The organism is Geothrix fuzhouensis (genome assembly GCF_024609325.1).
Classification (GTDB): domain Bacteria; phylum Acidobacteriota; class Holophagae; order Holophagales; family Holophagaceae; genus Geothrix; species Geothrix fuzhouensis.
The window spans coordinates 418,487-439,080 of sequence record NZ_JANHMQ010000002.1; the positions used below are offsets into that span (position 1 = coordinate 418,487).

16 protein-coding genes are annotated in these 20,594 nt (G+C 66.2%); 12 read left to right on the forward strand and 4 right to left on the reverse strand.

Annotation, left to right across the window (positions count from 1 at the left end; genetic code table 11):
• Nucleotides 1-17 precede the first annotated feature (17 nt).
• The 7 genes from NOV74_RS09210 to NOV74_RS09240 all read left to right on the forward strand — a co-directional run bounded on the left by NOV74_RS09210 (nt 18) and on the right by NOV74_RS09240 (nt 8,101).
• The gene (locus tag NOV74_RS09210) at nt 18-998 is read left to right on the forward strand and encodes a lysophospholipid acyltransferase family protein (protein ID WP_257311362.1); all 981 of its coding nucleotides are present in this window, start codon (nt 18-20) and stop codon (nt 996-998) included.
• 49 nt (nt 999-1,047) lie between these two features.
• Nucleotides 1,048-1,518 (forward strand): GreA/GreB family elongation factor, encoded by a 471-nt coding sequence (locus tag NOV74_RS09215; RefSeq protein WP_257311365.1) that lies wholly within the window; start codon nt 1,048-1,050, stop codon nt 1,516-1,518.
• Nucleotides 1,519-1,543: 25 nt separating this feature from the next.
• Nucleotides 1,544-2,788 (forward strand): ATP-dependent Clp protease ATP-binding subunit ClpX, encoded by a 1,245-nt coding sequence (gene clpX, locus NOV74_RS09220; protein WP_257311369.1) that lies wholly within the window; start codon nt 1,544-1,546, stop codon nt 2,786-2,788.
• A gap of 13 nt (nt 2,789-2,801) precedes the next feature.
• The gene (lon, locus tag NOV74_RS09225) at nt 2,802-5,234 is read left to right on the forward strand and encodes an endopeptidase La (protein WP_257311371.1); all 2,433 of its coding nucleotides are present in this window, start codon (nt 2,802-2,804) and stop codon (nt 5,232-5,234) included.
• Nucleotides 5,235-5,289: 55 nt separating this feature from the next.
• Nucleotides 5,290-5,493, forward strand: a complete 204-nt coding sequence (locus tag NOV74_RS09230; protein WP_257311373.1) for a hypothetical protein — start codon at nt 5,290-5,292, stop codon at nt 5,491-5,493.
• Nucleotides 5,494-5,510: 17 nt separating this feature from the next.
• On the forward strand, nt 5,511-6,467 hold the full coding sequence (locus tag NOV74_RS09235; RefSeq protein ID WP_257311376.1) for a YihY/virulence factor BrkB family protein: 957 nt from the start codon (nt 5,511-5,513) through the stop codon (nt 6,465-6,467).
• Nucleotides 6,468-6,649: 182 nt separating this feature from the next.
• Nucleotides 6,650-8,101 carry an ATP-dependent nuclease gene (locus NOV74_RS09240; protein WP_257311378.1) on the forward strand — a complete coding sequence of 484 codons (1,452 nt, stop codon included), beginning with the start codon at nt 6,650-6,652 and terminating at the stop codon, nt 8,099-8,101.
• A gap of 183 nt (nt 8,102-8,284) precedes the next feature.
• Here NOV74_RS09240 and NOV74_RS09245 read toward each other — a convergent pair whose 3' ends face one another.
• From NOV74_RS09245 to NOV74_RS09260, 4 genes are all read right to left on the reverse strand, one after another.
• Nucleotides 8,285-9,793, reverse strand: a complete 1,509-nt coding sequence (locus tag NOV74_RS09245; protein WP_257311382.1) for a sigma-54-dependent transcriptional regulator — start codon at nt 9,791-9,793, stop codon at nt 8,285-8,287.
• 41 nt (nt 9,794-9,834) lie between these two features.
• Nucleotides 9,835-10,554, reverse strand: a complete 720-nt coding sequence (locus NOV74_RS09250; RefSeq protein ID WP_257311384.1) for a helix-turn-helix domain-containing protein — start codon at nt 10,552-10,554, stop codon at nt 9,835-9,837.
• A 28-nt stretch (nt 10,555-10,582) separates the two neighbouring features.
• Nucleotides 10,583-14,215, reverse strand: coding sequence for a DNA polymerase III subunit alpha (gene dnaE / locus NOV74_RS09255; RefSeq protein ID WP_257311386.1), 3,633 nt, complete (start codon nt 14,213-14,215; stop codon nt 10,583-10,585).
• A gap of 73 nt (nt 14,216-14,288) precedes the next feature.
• Nucleotides 14,289-15,503, reverse strand: coding sequence for a hypothetical protein (locus tag NOV74_RS09260; protein ID WP_257311388.1), 1,215 nt, complete (start codon nt 15,501-15,503; stop codon nt 14,289-14,291).
• A gap of 216 nt (nt 15,504-15,719) precedes the next feature.
• Here NOV74_RS09260 and NOV74_RS09265 point away from each other — a divergent pair, with 216 nt between their 5' ends.
• Genes NOV74_RS09265 through NOV74_RS09285 form a run of 5 tightly spaced genes read left to right on the forward strand, consistent with a single transcriptional unit; the run spans nt 15,720 to nt 20,594 of the window.
• Nucleotides 15,720-16,736 carry an ABC transporter ATP-binding protein gene (locus tag NOV74_RS09265; protein WP_257311391.1) on the forward strand — a complete coding sequence of 339 codons (1,017 nt, stop codon included), beginning with the start codon at nt 15,720-15,722 and terminating at the stop codon, nt 16,734-16,736.
• Between the two features lies 1 nt (nt 16,737).
• Entirely contained in the window at nt 16,738-17,598 is an 861-nt protein-coding gene (locus tag NOV74_RS09270; protein WP_257311393.1) for a hypothetical protein, read from the forward strand.
• A complete protein-coding gene (locus NOV74_RS09275) occupies nt 17,598-18,518 on the forward strand; it encodes an ABC transporter ATP-binding protein (protein WP_257311395.1) in 921 nt (306 codons plus the stop codon). Before NOV74_RS09270 ends, NOV74_RS09275 begins: the two co-directional genes overlap by 1 nt.
• Nucleotides 18,515-19,300: a hypothetical protein gene (locus tag NOV74_RS09280; RefSeq protein WP_257312476.1), complete on the forward strand. Its 786-nt coding sequence runs from the start codon at nt 18,515-18,517 to the stop codon at nt 19,298-19,300. Before NOV74_RS09275 ends, NOV74_RS09280 begins: the two co-directional genes overlap by 4 nt.
• A gap of 25 nt (nt 19,301-19,325) precedes the next feature.
• Nucleotides 19,326-20,594, forward strand: coding sequence for a M16 family metallopeptidase (locus NOV74_RS09285; RefSeq protein WP_257311397.1), 1,269 nt, complete (start codon nt 19,326-19,328; stop codon nt 20,592-20,594).

Sequence of the window (20,594 nt, forward strand, 5' to 3'; positions counted from 1 at the left end):
CTTTTTTTAGGGCCGACTTGATCTCTACCCTCGCCCCGAACTCCCGGCCCAGCCTCAGACATCGTCTGGAGTACGGCCTGTTCCGTCTGCTGGATGGGGTCCTCGGCCACCTGCCCTGGACCACGGTGCAGACCCTGGGGGAAGGGGCCGGTTCGTTGTTCTACCTAGTGGACCCCCGGCACCGCCGCGTTGTTCGCGACAACATGCGCTCCGCGGACCTCGGCCTGTCCGAGGCCGAGACCCGGGCGCTATCCCGGGCCTGCTTCCGGCATTTCGGCGCCTTGTTCGTGAGCCTGCTGCGCCTGCGCCATGCCACGCCCGAGGAGCTTGATCGGTGGATCAAAGTCGAGGGTCTGGAACACTTCGATGCCGTCCAGGCCGCGGGCAAGGGCTTCATCCAGCTTACGGGTCACTACGGCAATTGGGAGGCCGTCGCCCTGGCCCAGAGCCGCCATGGCCGTACCATTGACGCCATCGGGCGGGAGCTGGACAACCCCCTGCTGGAACCCATCTCCCTGGCCTTCCGCACCCGGTTCGGCAACCGGGTGATCCTCAAGGACGGCGCCATGCGCGACACGCTGAAGGCCCTGAAGGCGGGGCGGGGCGTGGGTTTCCTGTTGGACCAGGACGCCCTCACCAGCGGTGTGTTCGTCCGATTCCTGGGCCAGTGGGCCTCCACCTTCGGCACGGCCGGCAGCCTGGCCGCCCGGTACGGCCTGCCGGTCCTGCCGGTCTTCAGCTGGCCCAATCCCGACGGCACCACCACGGTGCGCTTCGAACCCGCCTTCCAAGTACCGGTCACCGGGGACGCGGCCAAGGATGCCTGGGTGGCCACCCAACTCATGACCGCCCACATCGAGGCCCAGATCCGCAGGGATCCTCGCTGGTGGTTCTGGATGCACCGCCGCTTCAAAACCCGACCGGGTACGGGCCACCCCCTCCCGGCTCCGCTTCCCCCCCCAGAGTGGGTAGAATCGATTCAACCACCCCTTGCCTGACCGGGCCCTTCGGCCCGCCTTTTTTTGACCCCCTTTTCAGGACAGTCTCATGCCCAAGCACGTGCTTGTGAAGCTCGAACAGGAACTCAAGGACATCAAGCAGGCCCTCCTGGTGGACATCCCCCAGGAGATCGCCCGCGCGGCCGGCCAGGGCGACCTGTCCGAGAACGCCGAATACGAACAGGCCCTCGCCAAGCGGGACATGTTCCAGAACAAGCTGGTGACCTTGGAGAAGCGCATCTCGGAAGTGGCCAGCCTGGACATCAGCCGCCTGCCCAAGACTCGCGCCGCCTACGGCTCCAAAGTCACGATCCTGGACCTGGATTCCGAGGAGGAGTTCACCTTCAAGCTGGTGCTCCCCGAGGAACTCGATGGCCATCCGCAGCATCTCAGCATCAGTTCCCCCATCGGCATGGCGCTGGTGGGCCAGGAAGAGGGCAGCGAGGTGCGGGTCCAGATCCCCGCGGGGATCAGGCGCTTCGAGATTCTGGAACTGAAGACCATTCACGATGTAGCCTAAGTCCGCACCGGTCGCGGGAGCGAAAATGAACAAGTACAAGCGCGAGCAGAAATGCTCCTTCTGCGGCAAGGAGCCCCACGAGGTGGAGCAGCTCCTGGCAGGGCCGGAGGCCTTCATCTGCAACGAGTGCCTGGAGGCGGGGCAGCTGCAGCTGCGCATGAGTCGCCAGGGCAAACCCCTGGGCAAGCCGGACGCCCGGCTCAGCCGCCCCAAGGAGATCAAGGGCTTCCTGGATGACTACGTCATTGGCCAGGAATCCGCCAAGAAGCGCCTGAGCGTGGCGGTCTATAACCACTACAAGCGCATCGTCACCCCCCGGAAGGCCTTGGGCGGCCCCGAAGTCGAGCTGTCCAAGAGCAACATCCTGCTGCTGGGCCCCACGGGCACGGGCAAGACCCTGCTGGCCCAGACGCTGGCCCGCTTCCTGGACGTGCCCCTGGCCATGGCCGATGCCACCACGCTGACGGAAGCCGGCTACGTGGGCGAGGACGTGGAGAACATCCTCACCAAGCTGCTCCAGGCCGCCAACTACGACGTGGAGCGGGCCCAGCGCGGCATCGTCTTCATCGACGAGATCGACAAGGTGGGCCGCAAGAGCGAGAACCCCAGTATCACCCGCGACGTCAGCGGCGAGGGCGTGCAGCAGGCCCTGCTGAAGCTGGTGGAGGGCACCGTGGCCAACGTGCCGCCCCAGGGTGGCCGCAAGCACCCGCACCAGGAGTTCATCCAGCTGGACACCAGCAACATCCTGTTCATCTGCGGCGGCGCCTTCGTGGGCATCGAGGACATCATCAAGCAGCGCATCCGCGCCAAGGCCGTGGGCTTCGGCTCCACGCCTTCCTCGAAAGAGGACAAGGAGAACCTGCTGCGGCTGGTGGAGCCCGAGGACATCATCAAGTTCGGCCTCATCCCCGAGCTGGTGGGCCGCCTGCCCGTGGTGGCGGGTCTCACACCCCTGGACCGCGAGGCCCTGGTGGCCATCCTCACCCAGCCCAAGAACGCCATCACCAAGCAGTTCGTGAAGCTGTTCGACATGGACGACGTGGACCTGAGCTTCGAAGAGGGCGCCATCGACGCCATCGCCGAGCAGGCGCTCACCCGCAAGCTCGGTGCCCGCGGCCTCCGCAGCCTCGTGGAGCAGATCCTGCTGGAACCCATGTACGAGCTGCCCTCGGACAAGCGCACCTCGCGCGAGTCCCTGCGCATCACCCGCCAGAAGGTGGAAGAAGTGCTGGGCCTGCCCTCGAGAGCCATCTCCGCCGCGGGCTGAAGAAGGGAAGACCTTGGCCGTACCGAAGACCCTCACCCTGCCGGCCATTCCCATCCGGGACATGGTGCTGTTCCCCGGTGCGCGGGTGCCCTTCGTGGTGGGGCGGTCGGCCTCGGTGCGCACCCTGGAGCTGGCCATCAAGGCTGGTGACCACCTCCTGATGCTCACGCAGAAGGACGCCAAGGTGGAGTCGCCGGGCCAGGAGGACCTCTTCGCCATCGGCACGCTGGCCCTCGTGGAATCCGTCATCGCCCTGCCCAAGGACTACTACAAGGTGGGCGTCAAGGGGATCGCGCGGGTGAACCTGCGCCGCTACGACGACAGCGGCGAGGTCATCCAGGCCGAGGCCTACCTGCTGGCCGAGCCCAGCCAACCGGCCGGGGAATCCATCCAGCCCTTCCACCAGGCGGTGGAGGCTTTCCTGGGCCGGAATCCCGATGCCTCGCGCCTGCTCAGCATGGACCAGATTCGCGAGCTGCCCCTGGGCAAGGCCATCGACACCGTGGCCGGCCTGGTGCCCGCCGAAGTGAGCCAGAAGCAGGAGATCCTGGAGCTGCTGGAGATCGGGCCCCGGCTCGAAGCCCTGCTGCACTTGCTGGAGCTGGACGCGGCCCGCTCCGAGGTGGATCGCACCCTCGACGAGAAGACCCGGCAGCGCCTGGACCAGGACCACAAGCAGTACGTCCTGAACGAGAAGATGCGCGTCATCCAGCAGGAGCTGGGCAAGAAGGACGAGAAGGACGAGTCCACTCGCCTCAAGGACCAGATCGAGGCCGCGGGCATGAGCGCCGAGGCCAAGGCCAAGTCCCTGGAGGAGCTGGAGCGTCTGGAGGCCATGCCGCCGCAGAGCGCCGAGGCCACCGTCAGCCGCACCTACCTGGATTGGCTGCTGGCCCTGCCTTGGAAGGCCATGGCCGACGAGCGCCTCGACCTCATGGAGGCCGAGCGCGTGCTGGACGAGGACCACTCCGGCCTCGACAAGATCAAGGCCCGCATCCTGGAGCATCTCGCCGTCATGGCGCGGCTACAGAAGGGCGGGAACGGGGAGGATGGCGCCCGCCTCCCCCTCCGGGGACCCATCCTCTGCCTGGTGGGCCCGCCCGGCGTCGGCAAGACCTCGCTGGCACGCAGCATCGCCCGAGCCCTGAACCGGCCCTTCGTGCGGCTGTCCCTGGGCGGCGTGCGCGACGAAGCCGAGATCCGCGGCCACCGGCGCACCTACATCGGCTCCATGCCGGGTCGGATCATCTCCCTGATGAAGAAGGCCAAGGTCCGCAACCCGCTCATGCTGCTGGACGAGATCGACAAGATGGCCTCGGATTTCCGCGGCGATCCCAGCAGCGCCCTGCTGGAGGTGCTGGATCCCGAGCAGAACGCCAACTTCCAGGACCACTACCTGGACGTTGGCTTCGACCTCAGCCAGGTGCTCTTCCTGGCCACGGCCAACATCCGCCACCAGATTCCCGAGCCCTTGGAGGACCGCCTCGAGGTGCTGGAGCTGTCCGGCTACACCACCAAGGAGAAGTTGGCCATCGCGCAGCAGCACTTGCTGCCCCGCGCCCTCGAAGGCCATGGCATGAAGGACATGGGCGTGCATTTCGAGCCGGCGGCCCTGGAGAAGCTCGTGCAGTCCTATACCCGCGAGGCGGGCGTGCGCCAGCTGGAGCGGGAGATCGCCAACATCCTCCGCAAGCTGGCCCGCCACACGCTCCAGCCCCACCTGTCCGATGCGGCGGACGAGGCCTTCGATCCGCTCATCACCGCCGAGCGTGTGCCGAAGCTGCTGGGGCCCGAGAAGATCCTCGAAACCCGCGCCGAGGACACGGCCCCGCCGGGCCTCGTGAATGGCCTGGCCTGGACGCCCACGGGCGGCGACCTGCTCACCATCGAGGCGGCCGTGCTGCCGGGCAAAGGCATCCTCAAGCTCACGGGCAAGCTGGGCGAGGTCATGCAGGAGAGCGCCAACCTGGCCCTCAGCTATGTGCGCTCCCGGGCCGAGCGCCTGGGCCTGAAGCGCGACTTCCTGGACACGGTGGATCTCCACGTCCACGTACCCGAAGGTGCCATCCCCAAGGACGGCCCCAGCGCCGGCATCACGCTGGCGACGGCCCTGATCTCCGTGCTGACGGGCATCCCCGCGCGGGCCGATATGGCCATGACGGGCGAGCTGACCCTGCGGGGCCGGGTGCTGCCCATCGGCGGCCTCAAGGAAAAGCTTCTGGCCGCCCATCGCCAGGGCCGCAAGGCGGTCCTCATCCCCAGCGAGAACGCGCGGCACCTGGAAGAGATTCCCGTCGAGGTGCGCGAGCAGCTCAGCATCCACCTCGTTAGCCACATGGACGAGGTCATCCAGCTGGCCCTCACCCGAATGCCCCAGCCCCTGGGCCCGGAGGGGGCGGGCACGCAGGCGGCAAATCCCACACGGGAGAATCCGGCCACGCAGTAAGACAGTCCGGAGTCTGGACTCTGACCCGACCTCCCCCGCCTGCTACCCTGGTGCCATGCGCTTTCTTTCCAGCCACGTCATCCACTTCGTCGTTATGGGACTCGGCATTGCCCTGGTGCTGGGGCTCTTGCATCCCACGACGCGGCCAGAGCGGACGCGGGCCTCGATCCTCAAACATGCGGCTGGGCTACTCGGCATCGGGCTGGCGCTGGCCTGGTTGATGTACCTGCTGCCCCGGCACCCTCCTGCTGGCTTCTAGTCTCTGAGGGGGATTCCGTGGTCGAGAAGGTCCTGGGCCACTGGGCGAACCTGCTCGCCACTTTGGAGCGGCTCTGGCGGGTCCTGGCGATCTTGTGGCACAGGATCGCGCGGGCGGTACCGCTCCTGGGCCGGGCCGGGGCCTTCACGGTGGAAGTGCTTGGCAAGTACCACAAGGACGACTGCCTGAGTTACGCCGCGGGTCTCAGCTTCTGGCTCATCGTGAGCCTGGTGCCGCTGTCCACGCTGCTCTTCAAGCTGCTGGGGGCCGTCATCGGCAGCCGCGCCTACGGGTCCGCGACCCTGAGAACACTGCAGGAGATCGTGCCGTACCTCCCCCGCGAGTTCGTGATGGATGCGGTAGCCAACAGCCAGAAGATCGGCGGCATGGGGCTGTCCTGGGGCGTGCTGCTGTTCGGCAGCTACTGGGGCATCAGCCAATTGGACACCAGCCTGGCCCATGTGTTCGGCCTGCGGATCAAGAAACACCGGCAGACCCGCAAGAACCACCTGCTTCGCCGGGTGGTCTTTCTGGTGGGCGGCCTGTTGTTGATGGTGCTCTTCCTGGCCATACTCATCGGCGGGGCGCTCCGGAAATTCCTGCCCGCCAAGCAGATGGAATTGTTGCCTTATCTCGCGCCGATCCTGGGGCTGGTGGTGGTGACCATGGTGCTGCAGCACCTCCCCCGCCTCCACGTGAAGTTCCGCCATGCCCTCCTCGGTGCGGGCATCTCCACGAGCCTCTGGTGGCTGGCCAAGTGGGGCTTCGGCGTCTACCTGCGCCACACCATGACCTGGGGCATCATGTACGGCTCGCTGCTGGGCATCGTGGCCGGGCTCATCTTCCTCTACTACAGCTGCGCCATCCTGCTCCTGGGCGCCGAGATCACCGCCGCCTTCTACCGCCATGAAACCGGCGCCACCACCGTACCTCCGTGGCTGCGGGCGAAGGCCGGAGAGCCGGCGAAACCGTAGGATTGCATCACTGCCGAGAGCACATAGGAAGGAAGTGTGGGTGGTTGGGGCGGCTCGAAATTTGTACAATTTCTTTGAATTTCTGACCCATCACAAGTCTGTATAGGAACATTGATGGAGTCGGCCTATCAATAGAAACGTTTTTAGCTTGGTATTCGGCTGGAATAGATCAGGGGGTCTTAATGAACGTAGGTGAGATCACGCGGATAAGAGATCAGTTTCAGGGGGGGCAATGGCCCCATTTCCTTGAGCGCATTGAAATAGCAGGGCTTCGTGGCTGGCTGGGCCAGATCGTCCAATTTAAATTTCCTGTGGTTGCCATCGTTGGTGAGAACGGTGCTGGGAAAAGTACAGTCCTGAAGGTTGCTGCTGCTGCATACGAAAAGGTGGCGGAGGGAGGTTATTTCCCGTCTGACTTCTTTCTCGATACTCATTGGGACACTCTCAAAGATGTCGAACTGGGATATCAGATCAAGATTGGCGATCTCACACCGAGTTTTAAAATTCGTAAGCCTACCAAGCGCTGGAGTTTTCCCGAGAAACGCTATAAACGTGGCGTGTTCTGGTTCGACGTTGCTCGAACGCTCCCCCTTGATGCGACGGCTGGATACGCGCGAGTAGCGCGTCTAGCTGCGGGTGAGATTTCAACAGAGGCTTTATCCGATGACTTTCGGGATCATCTTTCCTACATCCTTGGCCGACAGTACCAAAATGCCAGATTTGCTGCGCCCGATGTTAATGCGAAGCGCCCAGTCGGCTTGCTCCAGCGAGAGTTCGGAGAGATATCTCAGTTCCATCAGGGCGCAGGCGAGGATACTTCACTTGACCTGATGCGGGCCTTGCAAGAGGTCCCCAACAACTCACTCATCATCATCGACGAGGTGGAAGCCTCGCTACACCCCAGAGCTCAGCGCCGACTCATCAATTTCTTGATTAATTTGAGTCGGCTGCGCCGCATCCAAGTAATTGTTTCCACGCACAGCCCGTATGTGCTCGAAGAGCTGCCACCAGAAGCACGAGTACTACTCCTGCCAACGGCCGATGGTCCAAATGTTGTTTACGGCGCAAGTCCTGAGTTCGCTCTGACCAAACTTGATGAGATGGTGCACCCCGAGGCGTTCGTCTATGTGGAAGATCGTTCCGCTGAGGTCTGGGTGCGAGAAATTATTGCGCGCCACCCAGAAGGACAGACGCTCATGTCCCGCATTCGGATCTCACCGGTTGGGCCAGCTAATGTCGTCGCCATGATGGGCAAGCTAGCTGCTGCGGGAAAGCTACCTCAGCCCGGCCTGGGCGTACTTGACGGCGATCAAGCTGCCGCGGACGGATGTGCCAGACTGCCTGGAGAGGATGCACCCGAACGAGTTGTTTTCTTGGAGTTGCGTGATCGCAATTGGGGGAACCTGCACGACCGATTCGGGATCGGTGCCGGTGATCTTCACACGTATCTAGAAGATGCGGTCCTTAGCCCCGATTTCCATCGCTGGCCTAGCTTGGTGGGGGATCGCATTCTTAAGAGTGCCACTAGCGTATGGGAAACGATGGCGACTGAGTGGTGCCGAGAATGCCTTGCAGATGACGACCGAGATATGGTCGTTGATGCGGTCAAGACCATATTGCCTGCTGGGATCTGACGAGTGTCATTCGTGATTTGCTGATATCAAACCGAGCAATGTTACCGATGAGATTCAAAGACAAAGAATATGAGCCACCGATGCACACCGATGCACACCGATAAAAGAATTGATCTTGATCGGAGTTCATCGGTGTTTATCGGTGGTTCAAATGCTTTTCTGATCGAGTGAAACCGCCAGGTTTCACTCGTCGTCCCGGCCCCGCTGACTCGGCGGGATGGCGAACCCATCGGCCTTGTATTCGTTGATTTTGTTCCGCACGGTGCGCAGGGCGATGTCGAGCTTGGCGGCGCAGTGGGTGCGGTTGCCTTTGAGGGCGCTGAGGGTGGAAAGCAGCCAGAAGCGTTCCAGCTCCGGCAGGCTCAGGCCCAGCGGCAGTACCACGGGGGTGCCCAAGGGCAGGCCGACCAGGGGTTTGTGGTGATCGGCCGCGACGGCCCCGGCGGCGGGCGCCCCCTCGGACCGGGGGGAGGCCGCGGAAGCGGGAGCGGTCCGGGACGCCGGCGTCCCGGATTCAGGCGGATCCCCAGGCAGGCCCGTGAAGGCCGTGGCAGGCAGGAGCCAGTTGAGGTCCTGCTGGGTGAGGCGGTGGGTCTGGCTCACCACCACACAGCGCTGGATCACGTTCTCCAACTCGCGAAGGTTGCCACGCCAGGGGTGGCGGGCCAGGGCGGCAAAGAAGCTGGGCATCAGCTCGGGCACGGCGCGGTCGTTTTCCCGGGCGTAGCGCTCGGCGAAGTGCGAGGCCAGCAATTCCAGATCGCCTGGCCGGTCGCGGAGGGGCGGCAGGTTCAGGGGGATCACGTTCAGGCGGTAGTACAGCTCCTCGAGGAAGCGGCCCGCCTTCACCTCTGCCAGGAGATCGCGACTGGTGAGCGAGATGAGGCGCACGTCCACGGGCCGGTTGGTGCCGGCACGTTCCACGGTGCGTTCCTGCAGGCTCCGCAGCAACCGGCCCTGCGTGCCCAGAGGTAGCGCGTCCACCGCGTCGAGCACCAGGGTGCCGCCGTCAGCCTGCTCGAACCCGCCGAGCTTCGTGGGTGCCCCGGGGGAGGCGACCTTCTCCTGGCCGAACAGTTCGGTTTCCAGCTGGTCCTCTGGGAGGGCCGCGCAGTTGATGGTCACCAGGGGGCCGCTGTGGCGGGGGCTCGAGCCATGGATGAGCCTGGCCAGCAGTTCCTTGCCGGTGCCGCTTTCGCCCTGGATGAGGATGGTGGCTCGGCTATCCGCGGCGCGGCGGGCTAGGGCCAGGGTCTCGCCCAGGGCCGGGTCCTGCGTGAGGATCAGCGGCGCTTCGGCGGGTTCCTTGGCCATGAGGTGCTCCTCGGATTTCAAAGCCTTCTGCAGGGCGGCGGGGAGTTCCTCGGCACTGAAGGGTCTGGAGAGGACATCAAAAGCGCCCAGACGCGCGGCCTCCCGGGCCGTCTGCTGGTCGCTGGCGACCGTGATGAGCAGGATCGGCAGGGCAGGGTCCACGGCCTTGAGACGGGCCGTGAGCTGCAGGCCATCCATGCCGGGCATGCGGAAGTCCGCCACCACGGCATCGTAGCCGCCAGGGCGGACCATGCGCAGGGCCTCCTCGCCGTCCCGGGCCTGGTCCACCGACGACCCCGAGCGTTTCAAGCTCAAGGCCATGCCATCCCGCATGCCAGGATCATCGTCCACCACCAGAATCCGAAGAGGCGTCGCCATGGTTCAACATCCGTACGGCGGCCATCTGACCGCACCCCCCGTTATCGGGTGCCAGGCGCCGGACTGGAGTTTTGTGCCGATCTTCGCTTTTTCAATCGCTGGGGGAGGTCGCCAGAGGCAGATTCGCCCCGGACGGGATCGCCATGGCGGCGAATCAGCAGGTAGAGCTGGCGGCGGCTCACGCCCAGCCGGGCCGAGGCTTCCACCCGGTTGCCGTAGGCCCGGCGCAGGGCCCGGTGGAGGAGAAAGCGTTCCAGGTCATGCAGGTTGGTGGCCAGATCCTCGGCCTCGAAGCGGGGCGGGCCCGCGGGTTCTGGCCCGGGCAGCTGGCCCAGCAGCTTCCAACGCAGCAGGCGGTTGCGCAGCTCCCGCAGGTTGCCGGGGCAGGGCAGCGCCCCCAGCGCCGGGGGCCAGGGAGCCGGCACACCCTCTTCTTCCGCCAGCGCCGCCAGAACCCTGGGCATGCAGGCGGGGTCCTCCTCCAGGGACGGCAGGCGCAGTTCCAGGCAGGCCAGGGAGGTGGGCATGGGAGTCCGGGCAGCCACCACCCCCCCGGGGTGGCTGTCCAGCCAGGCAGCGCTTTCCTCCACAGAACCGGCCTCGGTCCAGTTACCTCCTCGGAGATGGGCAAATTTAGCCGCTAACGTCGAAACACCCGAGCCTGCCGGGCCGTGAATCCACAGCCCCTCGGGACGGGCCAGCAGGGCCTCCAGGTGGGCGCCCCATCGGTCAAAGCCGGGCAGGAGGGGAAGGGGGATCACAACGGCTCCGCGTCCGGATTGCCGGGCATCAATAGGTCCAGGTCAGGGTGCATCCAGCTTCCTTGGCCAGCTTTTCGGCCAGGTCGGGGTCGTGCTTCAGGCGCACGTCGCGGCCCGCCTTCACGCGAGCCAGTAGCCCCTCTTTTGAACGGTACTCGAAAGTCACGGGCAGGTCGCCGTGGTGGTCCCTGAGGATGCCTTCCAGCCGGGGCGGGCATTCGCCCACGGGCAGGCGCACGAGGGCCCCGGTGAAACCCTGGCCCTGGAAGGATTCCAGGGGTTCCAGCAGGGTGGCGAAGACCTTCACCACAGTCTGCTCTTCTTCTTCCTCGGCCTCGCTGTTGCCGTTGCCATTGCCCTGAAGGGTCTCCACCCGCAGCTCGCCAGTGATGCGCAGCATGGCCTCGGGCACGGCCAGGTGCCGGTAGCGGTCGAAGGGACGCAGGGCATCCTTCCGCTTGGTCACAGGATCCCACTTGCTGGCCATGAGCAGGACTTCCATCTTCCCGGCCAAGTCCTCCACCTGGAGGATGGCCCAGGGTTCGCCCTTCTGGTTGGTCTTGAAGGCCACGCTCGTCACCATGCCCCCGAGGGTGACCTCGTGGCGGTCCCGCAGGCGGCCGGCGCTCACTTCCTCCAGAATCTTGGCCAGGGTGCCGTGGGTGTGCACCTGGATGGCATCTGCGAACTCCTCCAGAGGATGCCCACTGACGAAGAGGCCCAGCACCTCGCGCTCGGCGGCGAGGCGGACCCGGCGATCCCAGGGCTCGATGCCTTCGGGCACGCGCCAGTCCTGACTGAGGCTGGCCAGTTCCGCATCGTCGAAGAGGCTGGTCATGCCCGTGTCGCCCCCCCCGCGGGAAGCTGCGGACACCGCGTCCGGCAGGCCCTGGAGCAGCGCGGCCCGGTTGGGTTCCAAGCTGTCGAAGGCGCCCGCCTTGATGAGTGATTCCCACACCTTGCGGTTGGCCTTCTGGAGATCCGTGCTCTTCAGCGCGTGGAACAGATCCTTGAAGCCGCCCTCGGCCTCCCGGGCCTCGAGAATGGCCTGCAGCGCGGCTTCGCCCAGCCCTTTGACCGCGGCGAAGCCGAACCGGATCTGCCGATCCGACGTCGCGGTGAAATCGAGCGCCGATTCGTTGATATCCGGCCCCAGCACCTCGATGCCCCGCTCGCGGCAGTTCTGCACGTACTTGGCCACATCATCCGTGCGGCCGGACTTGGTGGACAGCAGACCGGCCATGAATTCCACCGGGTAGTTCGCCTTCAGGTAGGCGGTCTCGTAGGCCACCATGGCGTAGGCGGCGCTGTGGCTCTTGTTGAAGCCGTAGCCGGCGAAGTACTCGATGAGGTCGAACATCTCCGCGACCTTGGCTTTGTCGTAGCCGCGGGAGGCACCCTGTTCGATGAACTTGGTTTTCTCCTTCGCCATCTTCTCCTTGTCCTTCTTGCCCATGGCCCGGCGCAGCATATCCGCCTCGCCCAGGGAATACCCGGCGACGAGGCTGGCGATCTGCATGACCTGTTCCTGGTAGAGGATCACACCGTAGGTGGGCGCCAGGATGGGTTCCAGGTCCGGGAACATGTAGGTCACGGGCTCGCGACCGTGGCGCCTTTCGACATAGGTCGTGCCCATGCCCGCGCCCAGCGGGCCCGGCCGGAAGAGAGCGTTCAGGGCGATGAGGTCGTCGAAGCGGTCTGGCCCCAGCTGGCGCAGCAGCTGCTTCATGCCGCCGGACTCGAACTGGAAGACGCCGTCCGTGTCGCCCGCCGCGAAGAGTTCGAAGGTCTTCTTGTCGTCGAAGGTGCGGATGGTGGTCATGTCCTTGGGCGCCCCATGGCGCCGGGCGATGACCTCCTGCGTCTTGGCGATCTGGGTAAGCGTCTCCAGGCCCAGGAAGTCCATCTTCAGGAGGCCCGCCCGCTCGGCCTCGACCATGGTGTACTGCACCATCACCTTCTTGTCCTTGTCCATCGACAGCGGCGCGAACTGCGTCAGCTCGTCCGGGGCGATGATGACGCCCGCGGCGTGGACGCCGGTGTTGCGGGAGAGGCCCTCCAGCCGCGCGGAGATGTCGAGGATGTTCTTCACCTCGGGATCTGTCTCATACAACTCCCGCAGCTTGTCGCTCTTCTCCAGCGCTTCGCCCACGGTGATGGGCTTGCCGGGTTCCTGGGGCACCAGCTTGGTGAGGTTGTTGGCGAAGGCGAAGTCCTTCTCGAAGACCCGCGCCACGTCCTTGATGACAGCCTTGGTCTTGAGCTGGTTGATGGTGACGATGCTGCTGACCTTGTCCTGGCCGTACTTCTCGGTGACATAGTCGATGACCTTCTGGCGGCCATCCCGGCAGAAGTCGATGTCCACGTCGGGCATGGACACGCGCTCGGGATTCAGGAAGCGCTCGAACAGCAGGTCGTACTGCATGGGATCGATGTCCGTGATCTTCATGGACCAGGCGACGATGCTGCCCGCCGCGGAACCGCGGCCTGGACCCACCGGCACGCCCATCTCCCGGGCCTTGCGGATGAAGTCCCAGACCAGCAGGAAGTAGCCGGGGAACCCCATCTTGAGGATCATGTCCAGCTCGAAGGCCAGGCGCTCTCGGTACTTGCTCTCCGCATGCTTCAGCGTCCCCGCCTGCCAGAGGGGCCGGCATTCCACGATGCGCTGCTCGAAGGCCTCCTTCGCCACATGCAGGAAGTACGATTCCAGGTCGTAGCCCTCGGGTACGGGAAACCGGGGTGTGACGGGCTTTCGCGTGATGGGGAACAGGTCCACCTTGGCGGCGATCTCCAGGGTGCGCTCCAGGTATTCCGGATGATCGGGGAAGACCGATCGCATCTCCTCGGGCGTCTTCACGTAGAACTGGTCCGTGGAGAAGCGCATCCGCTTCTCTTTCGCCTTGGTCGTCTTGGTGCCGATGCACAGCAACGTATCGTGCAGGTCGGCGTCCTCGTGGTTGAGGTAGTGGGCGTCGTTGGTGGCCACCAGGGGGATGCGCAGCTTCGCGGCCAGGTCCATCTGGGAAGGGATGATCTCCTTCTCCTTGTCGAACCCCTGATCCTGGATCTCCAGGTAGAAGTCCTCGCCGAAGATGTCGCGGAAATCGCGGGCCACGCGCTCGGCCTGGTCCAGGCGGTTCTGGAGGATGCGGGCCTGCACCTCGCCGCCCAGGCAGGCCGACAGCCCGATGAGCCCCTCGCTGTGCTGGCGGAGCAGATCCTTGTCGATGCGGGGCTTGTAGTAGAAGCCTTCCGTGAAGCCCGCAGATACGAGCTTCGATAGGTTGGCGAAACCTACGGGGTTCTTGGCCAGCAGCACCAGGTGGTAGCCAGCATCCCGGGAGCCGCTGGGGTCCACGCAGTCCTCCAGGCCCTCCTCGCCCGTGGTGTTCTTCGCCTCGAGCTTGCGGTCGAAGCGGGTCTTCGGGGCCACGTAGACCTCGCAGCCCAGGATGGGCTTCACGGCCCAGTTGCCTTCGGCGTCCTTCGTTTTCTCGCAGGCGTCGAAGAGCTTCATCATCCCGAACATGTTTCCGTGATCCGTGACGGCCACGGCGGGCATCCCCGAGGCCCGGCACTTCTTCACGAGATCAGGAATGCGTGTGAGGCCGTCAAGCAGCGAATGCTCGGTGTGCAGGTGAAGATGGGCGAAGCTCATGACGCCATTCTCCGATGGATCCTGCGATCCGGGGCAAGTGCCCAGGACTCAATACCCGGCCTCCCTGCGGATATCAGTGCCGGGAGAGCAGGTCCCGGAGCAGGGCCCTAAGGCTGGTGGCGTCCAGATCCAGGTCCAGGCGGGCATGGGGCCCGGCCGTGGCCGGGCCGCCCAATTGGACCCACCGGGGCCTGCGGCGCAGCAGGTCGTCCTCCCGCCAGACGGCCAGGATGCTGGGCTCCCGGGCCCAGATCAGCACGCTGGGGTAGGGGCCCTCCCGGGGCGGGACCGTGCCCCACAGGTGCACATCCGCCCCCCAGCTGCGCAGCCACGCCTGGATCCGGGCGCTGGCGACGGGGTCGTCCATGCCCAGGGCCACGGTCCACCCGGCCAGGAAACCCCGGGCGCCGGGCTGGGTGTCCTCCTCCCGCTCGTACCAGCCCAGGCGCTCGTGATGATGCAGCAGGCGGGTCCGCAGGCGGTAGGAGCCGCCATCCAGGGCCACCAGGGGCGCCTCAGGAGATTCGCGCACGCGGTTGGCCCAGCCGCTGCCGAAGAGCCCTTCCATCAACGCCGAAGGCCGATCCGTGCGGAAGGCATTACCCGGCACGAGGCTGCGCCAGACCTCCACCTCGGTCTCGGCCCGGTGGATGCGGGATTCCATGGTTCGGACCACGAGCCACTGCCAGGATGTGCCGATGGCCATGGCCAGGATCACGAGGCTGAAGCCGGAGAGGCGGATCTTGATCCCGAAGAGGCTCTGGGCGACGATCTCCACCACCACGGGAATGGTGAGGCCGAGGAAGCCGAGGAAGAGGCGGCGGCCCATGGGGTCGCCGTCCTGACGGGCCCGCAAGGACCAGTGGATGATGAAGCCACAGCCCACGAGGTAGGTGAGGTTGGAGACGTGATGGAGCCAGAGCTCCGCCAGGCTCGGGTGCGGCAGGAGGAGGTTGCGGATGTAGTTGGGAATCATGCCCAGGGCGATCCACCCGGGAAAGCGCCGGGGGATGTGCTTGGGGAAGAGCTCGGTGAGGGCGGTGCAGAGGGCGATGAACCCGAAGGCCACCAGCAGGCTCTGGGCCCGGTCCACCAGGTCAGGATTCCAGGTGGGCAGGGTGCCGACGGCCAGTACGCCGTGCCGCAGGCCCACCAGCAGGCAGGTGATGGCCATCCAGCCCATCATCCGATCCCGCCGGGACAGGGCGTCCGTACCGAAGCTGACGAACAGGGCCGCCAGGGCTCCGGTTTGGAGTGCGTCGAGGAAGGGCCAGTCCAGGAGTTGCATGCGGAAGTCCCCGGGGGATGGGAGGATGGTTCCGTCCAGCCTAAGTCGCTTTCAATGAACAATCCATTCCGCAGCATTCCTGGGCGATCCAAGGAGCCGTAACGGGATAACCAGGAAATACGCTGGTCATCCCGAAACACCCCCTAATCCATTCCCCGCAACGCTCGTAACAATCAACATCCTGGAGAATGCCGTGACCGTCATCTGGAGGCTCTGTTGATCGCCTTCGAGAACTTGGAAGTGCGCTATGCCGCCACCGCGGCGCCCGCCCTGAAGGGCCTGACCCTGACCTTGGACCGCGGCATCGTGGGTCTGCTGGGCCCCAACGGCGCTGGCAAGTCCACCCTGCTGAAGGCCCTGCTGGGCCTGTTGCAGCCGTCCGGTGGCGGCGGCACGGTGCTGGGGGTGCCCCTGGGAGCGCCCGAGGCCGCGAAGCTGCGGTCCCGCATCGGCTACATGCCGGAGTACGACGCCCTCATCGAAGATGCCTCCGCCTACGAACAGGTGGCCTTCTGGGGCGAGCTGAGCGGCCTGGCCCCGGAAGCGGCCCGGGATCGCGCCCACGAGGTGCTGTATTTTGTGGGGCTCGACGAAGCCCGCTACCGCCCCGTCAGCGGCTATTCGACGGGCATGCGCCAGCGGGTGAAGCTGGCCCAGGCGCTGGTGCACAGCCCCGAACTGATCTTCCTGGACGAACCCACCAACGGCCTCGATCCCGACGGCCGCCGCCGCATGCTCGATCTGGTGCTGCGCGTCCACGCGGAGCTGGGCACGGGCGTCATCCTGGCCTCGCATCTGCTGGGCGACGTGGAGCGCGTGGCGGACCAGCTGGTGATCCTCGATCAGGGTCAGATCAAGGCGGCGGGCTCCATGGCGGGGCTGCGCAGGGCCCTCGCGAAGCGCGTGGAGCTGCGATTCCTTGATCCGCTTGATGCGGCCCAGGAGGCCGCCCTGGTGGACCTGGGCACCGTGCTGGAAGCCCGCAACGGCCTCTACGATCTGGAACTGATCGAAGCCGATCCCGTGGCCACCTTCCGCTGGGCCGAAGGCCACGGCGCCACCCTGGTGCAGCTCACCCCCCGCCATGACCGCCTGGACGAAGTGCTCTTGAGAGCTCTGCATCCTGATGCTGTCCAGGGGATCGGCCTGCGGCCTACGCCCCCGGAACTCCCGACTTCAAATCAGGCGCAGCCTGATTTGAAGTCCTCTGCCGCGACCAACGGAGGGCGTTGAGATGCCCATCTACGCGCCCACCCTCCCTCCCGCGCCGGATCTCGGCCACGGTCATCCCCCGGCCCTGGTGCTGATCCGCTTCGACCTCGCCCGGCTCTGGCGCCAGAAGATCGGCCGTTTCTTCGGCTTCGCCTTCCTCATGCTGCTGCTCTGGAAGGTGGCCCGGATCTATGTGGACCATCTGCTGCAGACCAACCAGACCTTCAAGCCCATGCAGGATTTCGCGAAGACCATCCTCACCCAGGGCGCGGACTTCCAGGCGGATCTGCTGAACCCCGCCAGCTACCTGCTCTGGTTCCTGGTGGCGCTGGTGGGCGGCGGCCTGGTGGCGCGGGACACGCTCTACCGCGTGCGGCCCCTGATGTACGCCCATCCCGTGGCGCCCAGGGATTACCTGCTCGCCAAGCTGGGCTTCGCCTCGGCCCTGCCCTTCGCCATCCTCCTGCCTTTCGCCTTGCTGCCCTGGCTGCTGTCCCTGATCCTTGCCGGCGCGAGCGGCCCGGTGTGGGTGACGGCGCCCCTGCGGCTGCTCCCTGCCATGGCCATCAGTTCGGCGCTGATGGGCTCGCTGGCCGTGGGGGCTTCCAGCATGGCCGCCACGCCCCGGGCCGGCATCGGCTGGGTGCTGGGCCTGGTGCTGGGCGCCGCCACTCTGGCCTCCATGATCCAGGGCCTGACCGGTTTCTCGCCCATCCAGGCTCTCAACCCGATTCTGCTGGCGGAGACTTGGCCCCAGCTCTTCGTGGGCGTGGACCATCCCCTGCTGGGCTGGGGCCCCGCGCTTCTCGGCACGGCCTTCCACCTCGGGCTGTGGACCTTCGTGGCCGCCAAGCGGACCATGCCTTCCGAGGCGGTGATCTGATGATGACGCTCGACCGCGCCTCCCTCCGCTATGGCCCCATCCTGGGCCTCAGCCCCACCACCTTCGAGCTGCCGGATGGCGGCGGCATCACGGGCCTGCTCGGGCCCAACGGCGCGGGCAAGTCCTCGCTGCTGCAGCTGCTCTCGGGCCTGCTGCCGCCTTCCGGCGGTGAGGTGAAGGTCTTCGGTGAGGCTCCGTTCCGCAACCCGGCGGTGCTGTCGCGCCTGGGTCTGGTGCCGGAGGGCGATCGCCTGCCCACGGGCCTCCGCGCGGACCGATGGCTGCGCATGATGGGCGAACTCTCCGGGCTGTCGGGGGACGGCTTGAAGGCTGCGGTCGTCCGGTCCCTCGCCACCGTGGGCATGAGCGATCGCGCCCACCTCACCTTCGCGCGCATGTCCAAGGGCATGCGCCAGCGCATCCGCCTGGCCCAGGCGCTGCTGCACGAGCCGGAACTGCTCATCCTGGACGAACCCTTCAATGGCCTGGATCCCGAGGCCCGGCTGATCCTCATGGCCCTCCTGCGCGACCTGGCCGCCAAGGGCACGCGCATCCTGGTGTCGAGCCACATCCTCGGCGAGATCGCCCAGCTCACGGACCGCATCCTCCTGCTGTTCCGTGGCCGCCTGCTGGCCGAGGGCACGGTCACCGAGATCCGCCAGCTGCTGGACCGCCATCCGGTGGAGCTGCGCCTCACGGGCGAGGCCCAGGAGCTGGCCCGCTGGGCCGTGGAGCAGCCAGAACTGGCGGCCCTGCGCATGGAGGAGGACACCGTGGTGATCTCGGTGCGCTCGCCCCGGGACATTCTGCCTCGCCTCCAGAAGGCCGCGGCGGAGGGCGGCATCCCGCTGCGGGCGATGGACCCTCTGGATCTCAACCTGGACGCCGTTTTCCAGTACTTAACGAAGGACCACGCATGAACGCGGTTCCCTCTCCCCTGACGACGATCCGCGCCACGGCGCGGGGCTACGCGCCCCGCGTGCTCCAGGGCCGCGGCTGGGTGCTGGCGGCCCTGGTCATGGCGCCGGTGGGCCTCAGCATCCTCATCTTCACCATCAGCCGGATGCGGGGCCTCGATACGAACCCCGGAGAGGCGCTCCGCATCTTCCACGAAGGACTGGTGAAGATGATGCTGCCCATCATGGCCCTGGTCGCGGCCCCTGCGGGCATCCGCGAGGACCTGGAGCAGCGCACCCTGCCCCTGCTGCTGGTGCGTCCCGCCCCCGCCTGGGCCCTGCCCCTGGGCAAGGGCCTGCCCTGGTTCGCCTGGGGCGCCGGCTGGCTCATCCTCGGGGCCTTGGGCCTCCAGGTGGTGGGCGGCGATCCGGCGCTGCTGCCGGGCCGCACCCTCGCGCTGGTGGGAGCCTGGTGGGGAGAGCTGGCCTTCATGACCCTGATGGGCCTGGTCTTCAAGCGGGGCACGCTCTGGGGCGCTCTGTACTTCTTCCTGTGGGAGCCGCTGGTGCGGATCTTCCCGCCTTTCCTCCAGCGCCTCACCTTCACCCACCACATTGAAAGCCTCGCCGGCAGCCGGGCGGCCCAGGTGCAGGCCAACCAGCTGCTGGCCCAGGAGCAGGTGACGACCCACCCGGCCCTCGCCCTCCTCGCCCTCCTCGTCTTCGGGGCCCTCTGCTGGGCCCTCGCCGGCTGGAAGCTCCAGCGCACGCCCATCGGGCTGGCCGGAAGCGAAGCAGAGGGGTAGCGCTCCCCCCCTGTAAACTGGAGGGATGACCGAACTCCTCCGCACCCTCACCCCCGAAGGCACCGAGATCCTGATCGAACCCATCTCCCACGTGCGGAGCTGCGCGGTGGGGTTCTGGGTGCGGCGGGGGTCACGGCATGAGGGACCGGCCGAAGAGGGCCTGGCCCACTTCCTGGAGCACACGGTCTTCAAGGGCACGGAGGCCTACCCCACGCCCGATGAACTGGCTGCGGCCACGGACCGCCTGGGCGGCCATGTGGATGCCTTCACCGGCAAGGAAGTCGCCTGCTTCTATGGCAAGGTGCTGGCGGATCAGCTGCCGGAGCTGGTGCACCTGCTGGGGGAACTGGTCACGGCGCCGCGCTTTGATGCGGAAGAGCTGGTCCGGGAAAGGAACGTCATCCTGGAGGAAATCGCGCAAAGCGAAGACCAGGCGGACGACTGGGTGAGCGAGCTCTTCTATGGGGGCTTCTGGGAAGGCACGCCCCTGGCGCATCCCATCCTGGGTCTCCGTGACCAGGTGTCGACCTACGGCCCGGCGGAGGCCCGGGCCTTCTTCGACCACACCTACCGGGCGCCAAACCTGGTGGTGGCGGCCGCTGGTGCCATCGAGACTGGCCCGTTCATGGATCTGTTGAAACCCATCCTGGACCGCCTCCCCAAGGGAACCGACCATGCGCCCACTCCCCCGGCCCGCACCCGACCCTTCGTGCTGAACGTGCCCCGGAAGGATCTCCAACAGGCGAACCTCGTCATGGGCTTTCCCGCACCGGACCACCGTTCGTCGGATCGTGCCGCTGCCCATCTGCTAAGCCACGTGCTGGGTGGCGGCATGGCTTCCCGCCTGTTCATGGAGCTGCGGGAGCGCCGGGGACTTTGCTATCAGGTGGGCAGCTACCTGAGCCCGTACGCCGATACCGGCGCGCTTCAGATCAGCGCCAGTTGCGCCCCGGCCCAGCTTCGCGAGCTGGTGCAGCGCACCATGATCGAGTGCGCCCGGATCCGCGAGGCGGGGGTGCAGGCCGACGAGCTGGACCGCGCCAAGCTGCAGGCCCGCACCAGCCTCGTGTTCAGCCAGGAGAGCAGCAGCAGCCGCATGTTCAACCTGGCCCACCAGGCCATCCATCAGGGCGAGCTGCGCAGCCTCGACCAGCAGATGGCCGAGATCGAGGCCGTCACGGCCGGTGATCTGCTCCGCGTGGCCCAGGACCTCCTCGACCCCGCCCAGCTGGGCCTCAGCGCCCTCGGCACCCGCCGGGGCGCGGAAATCCGCCCGAGGGACCTGGTGGCCTGA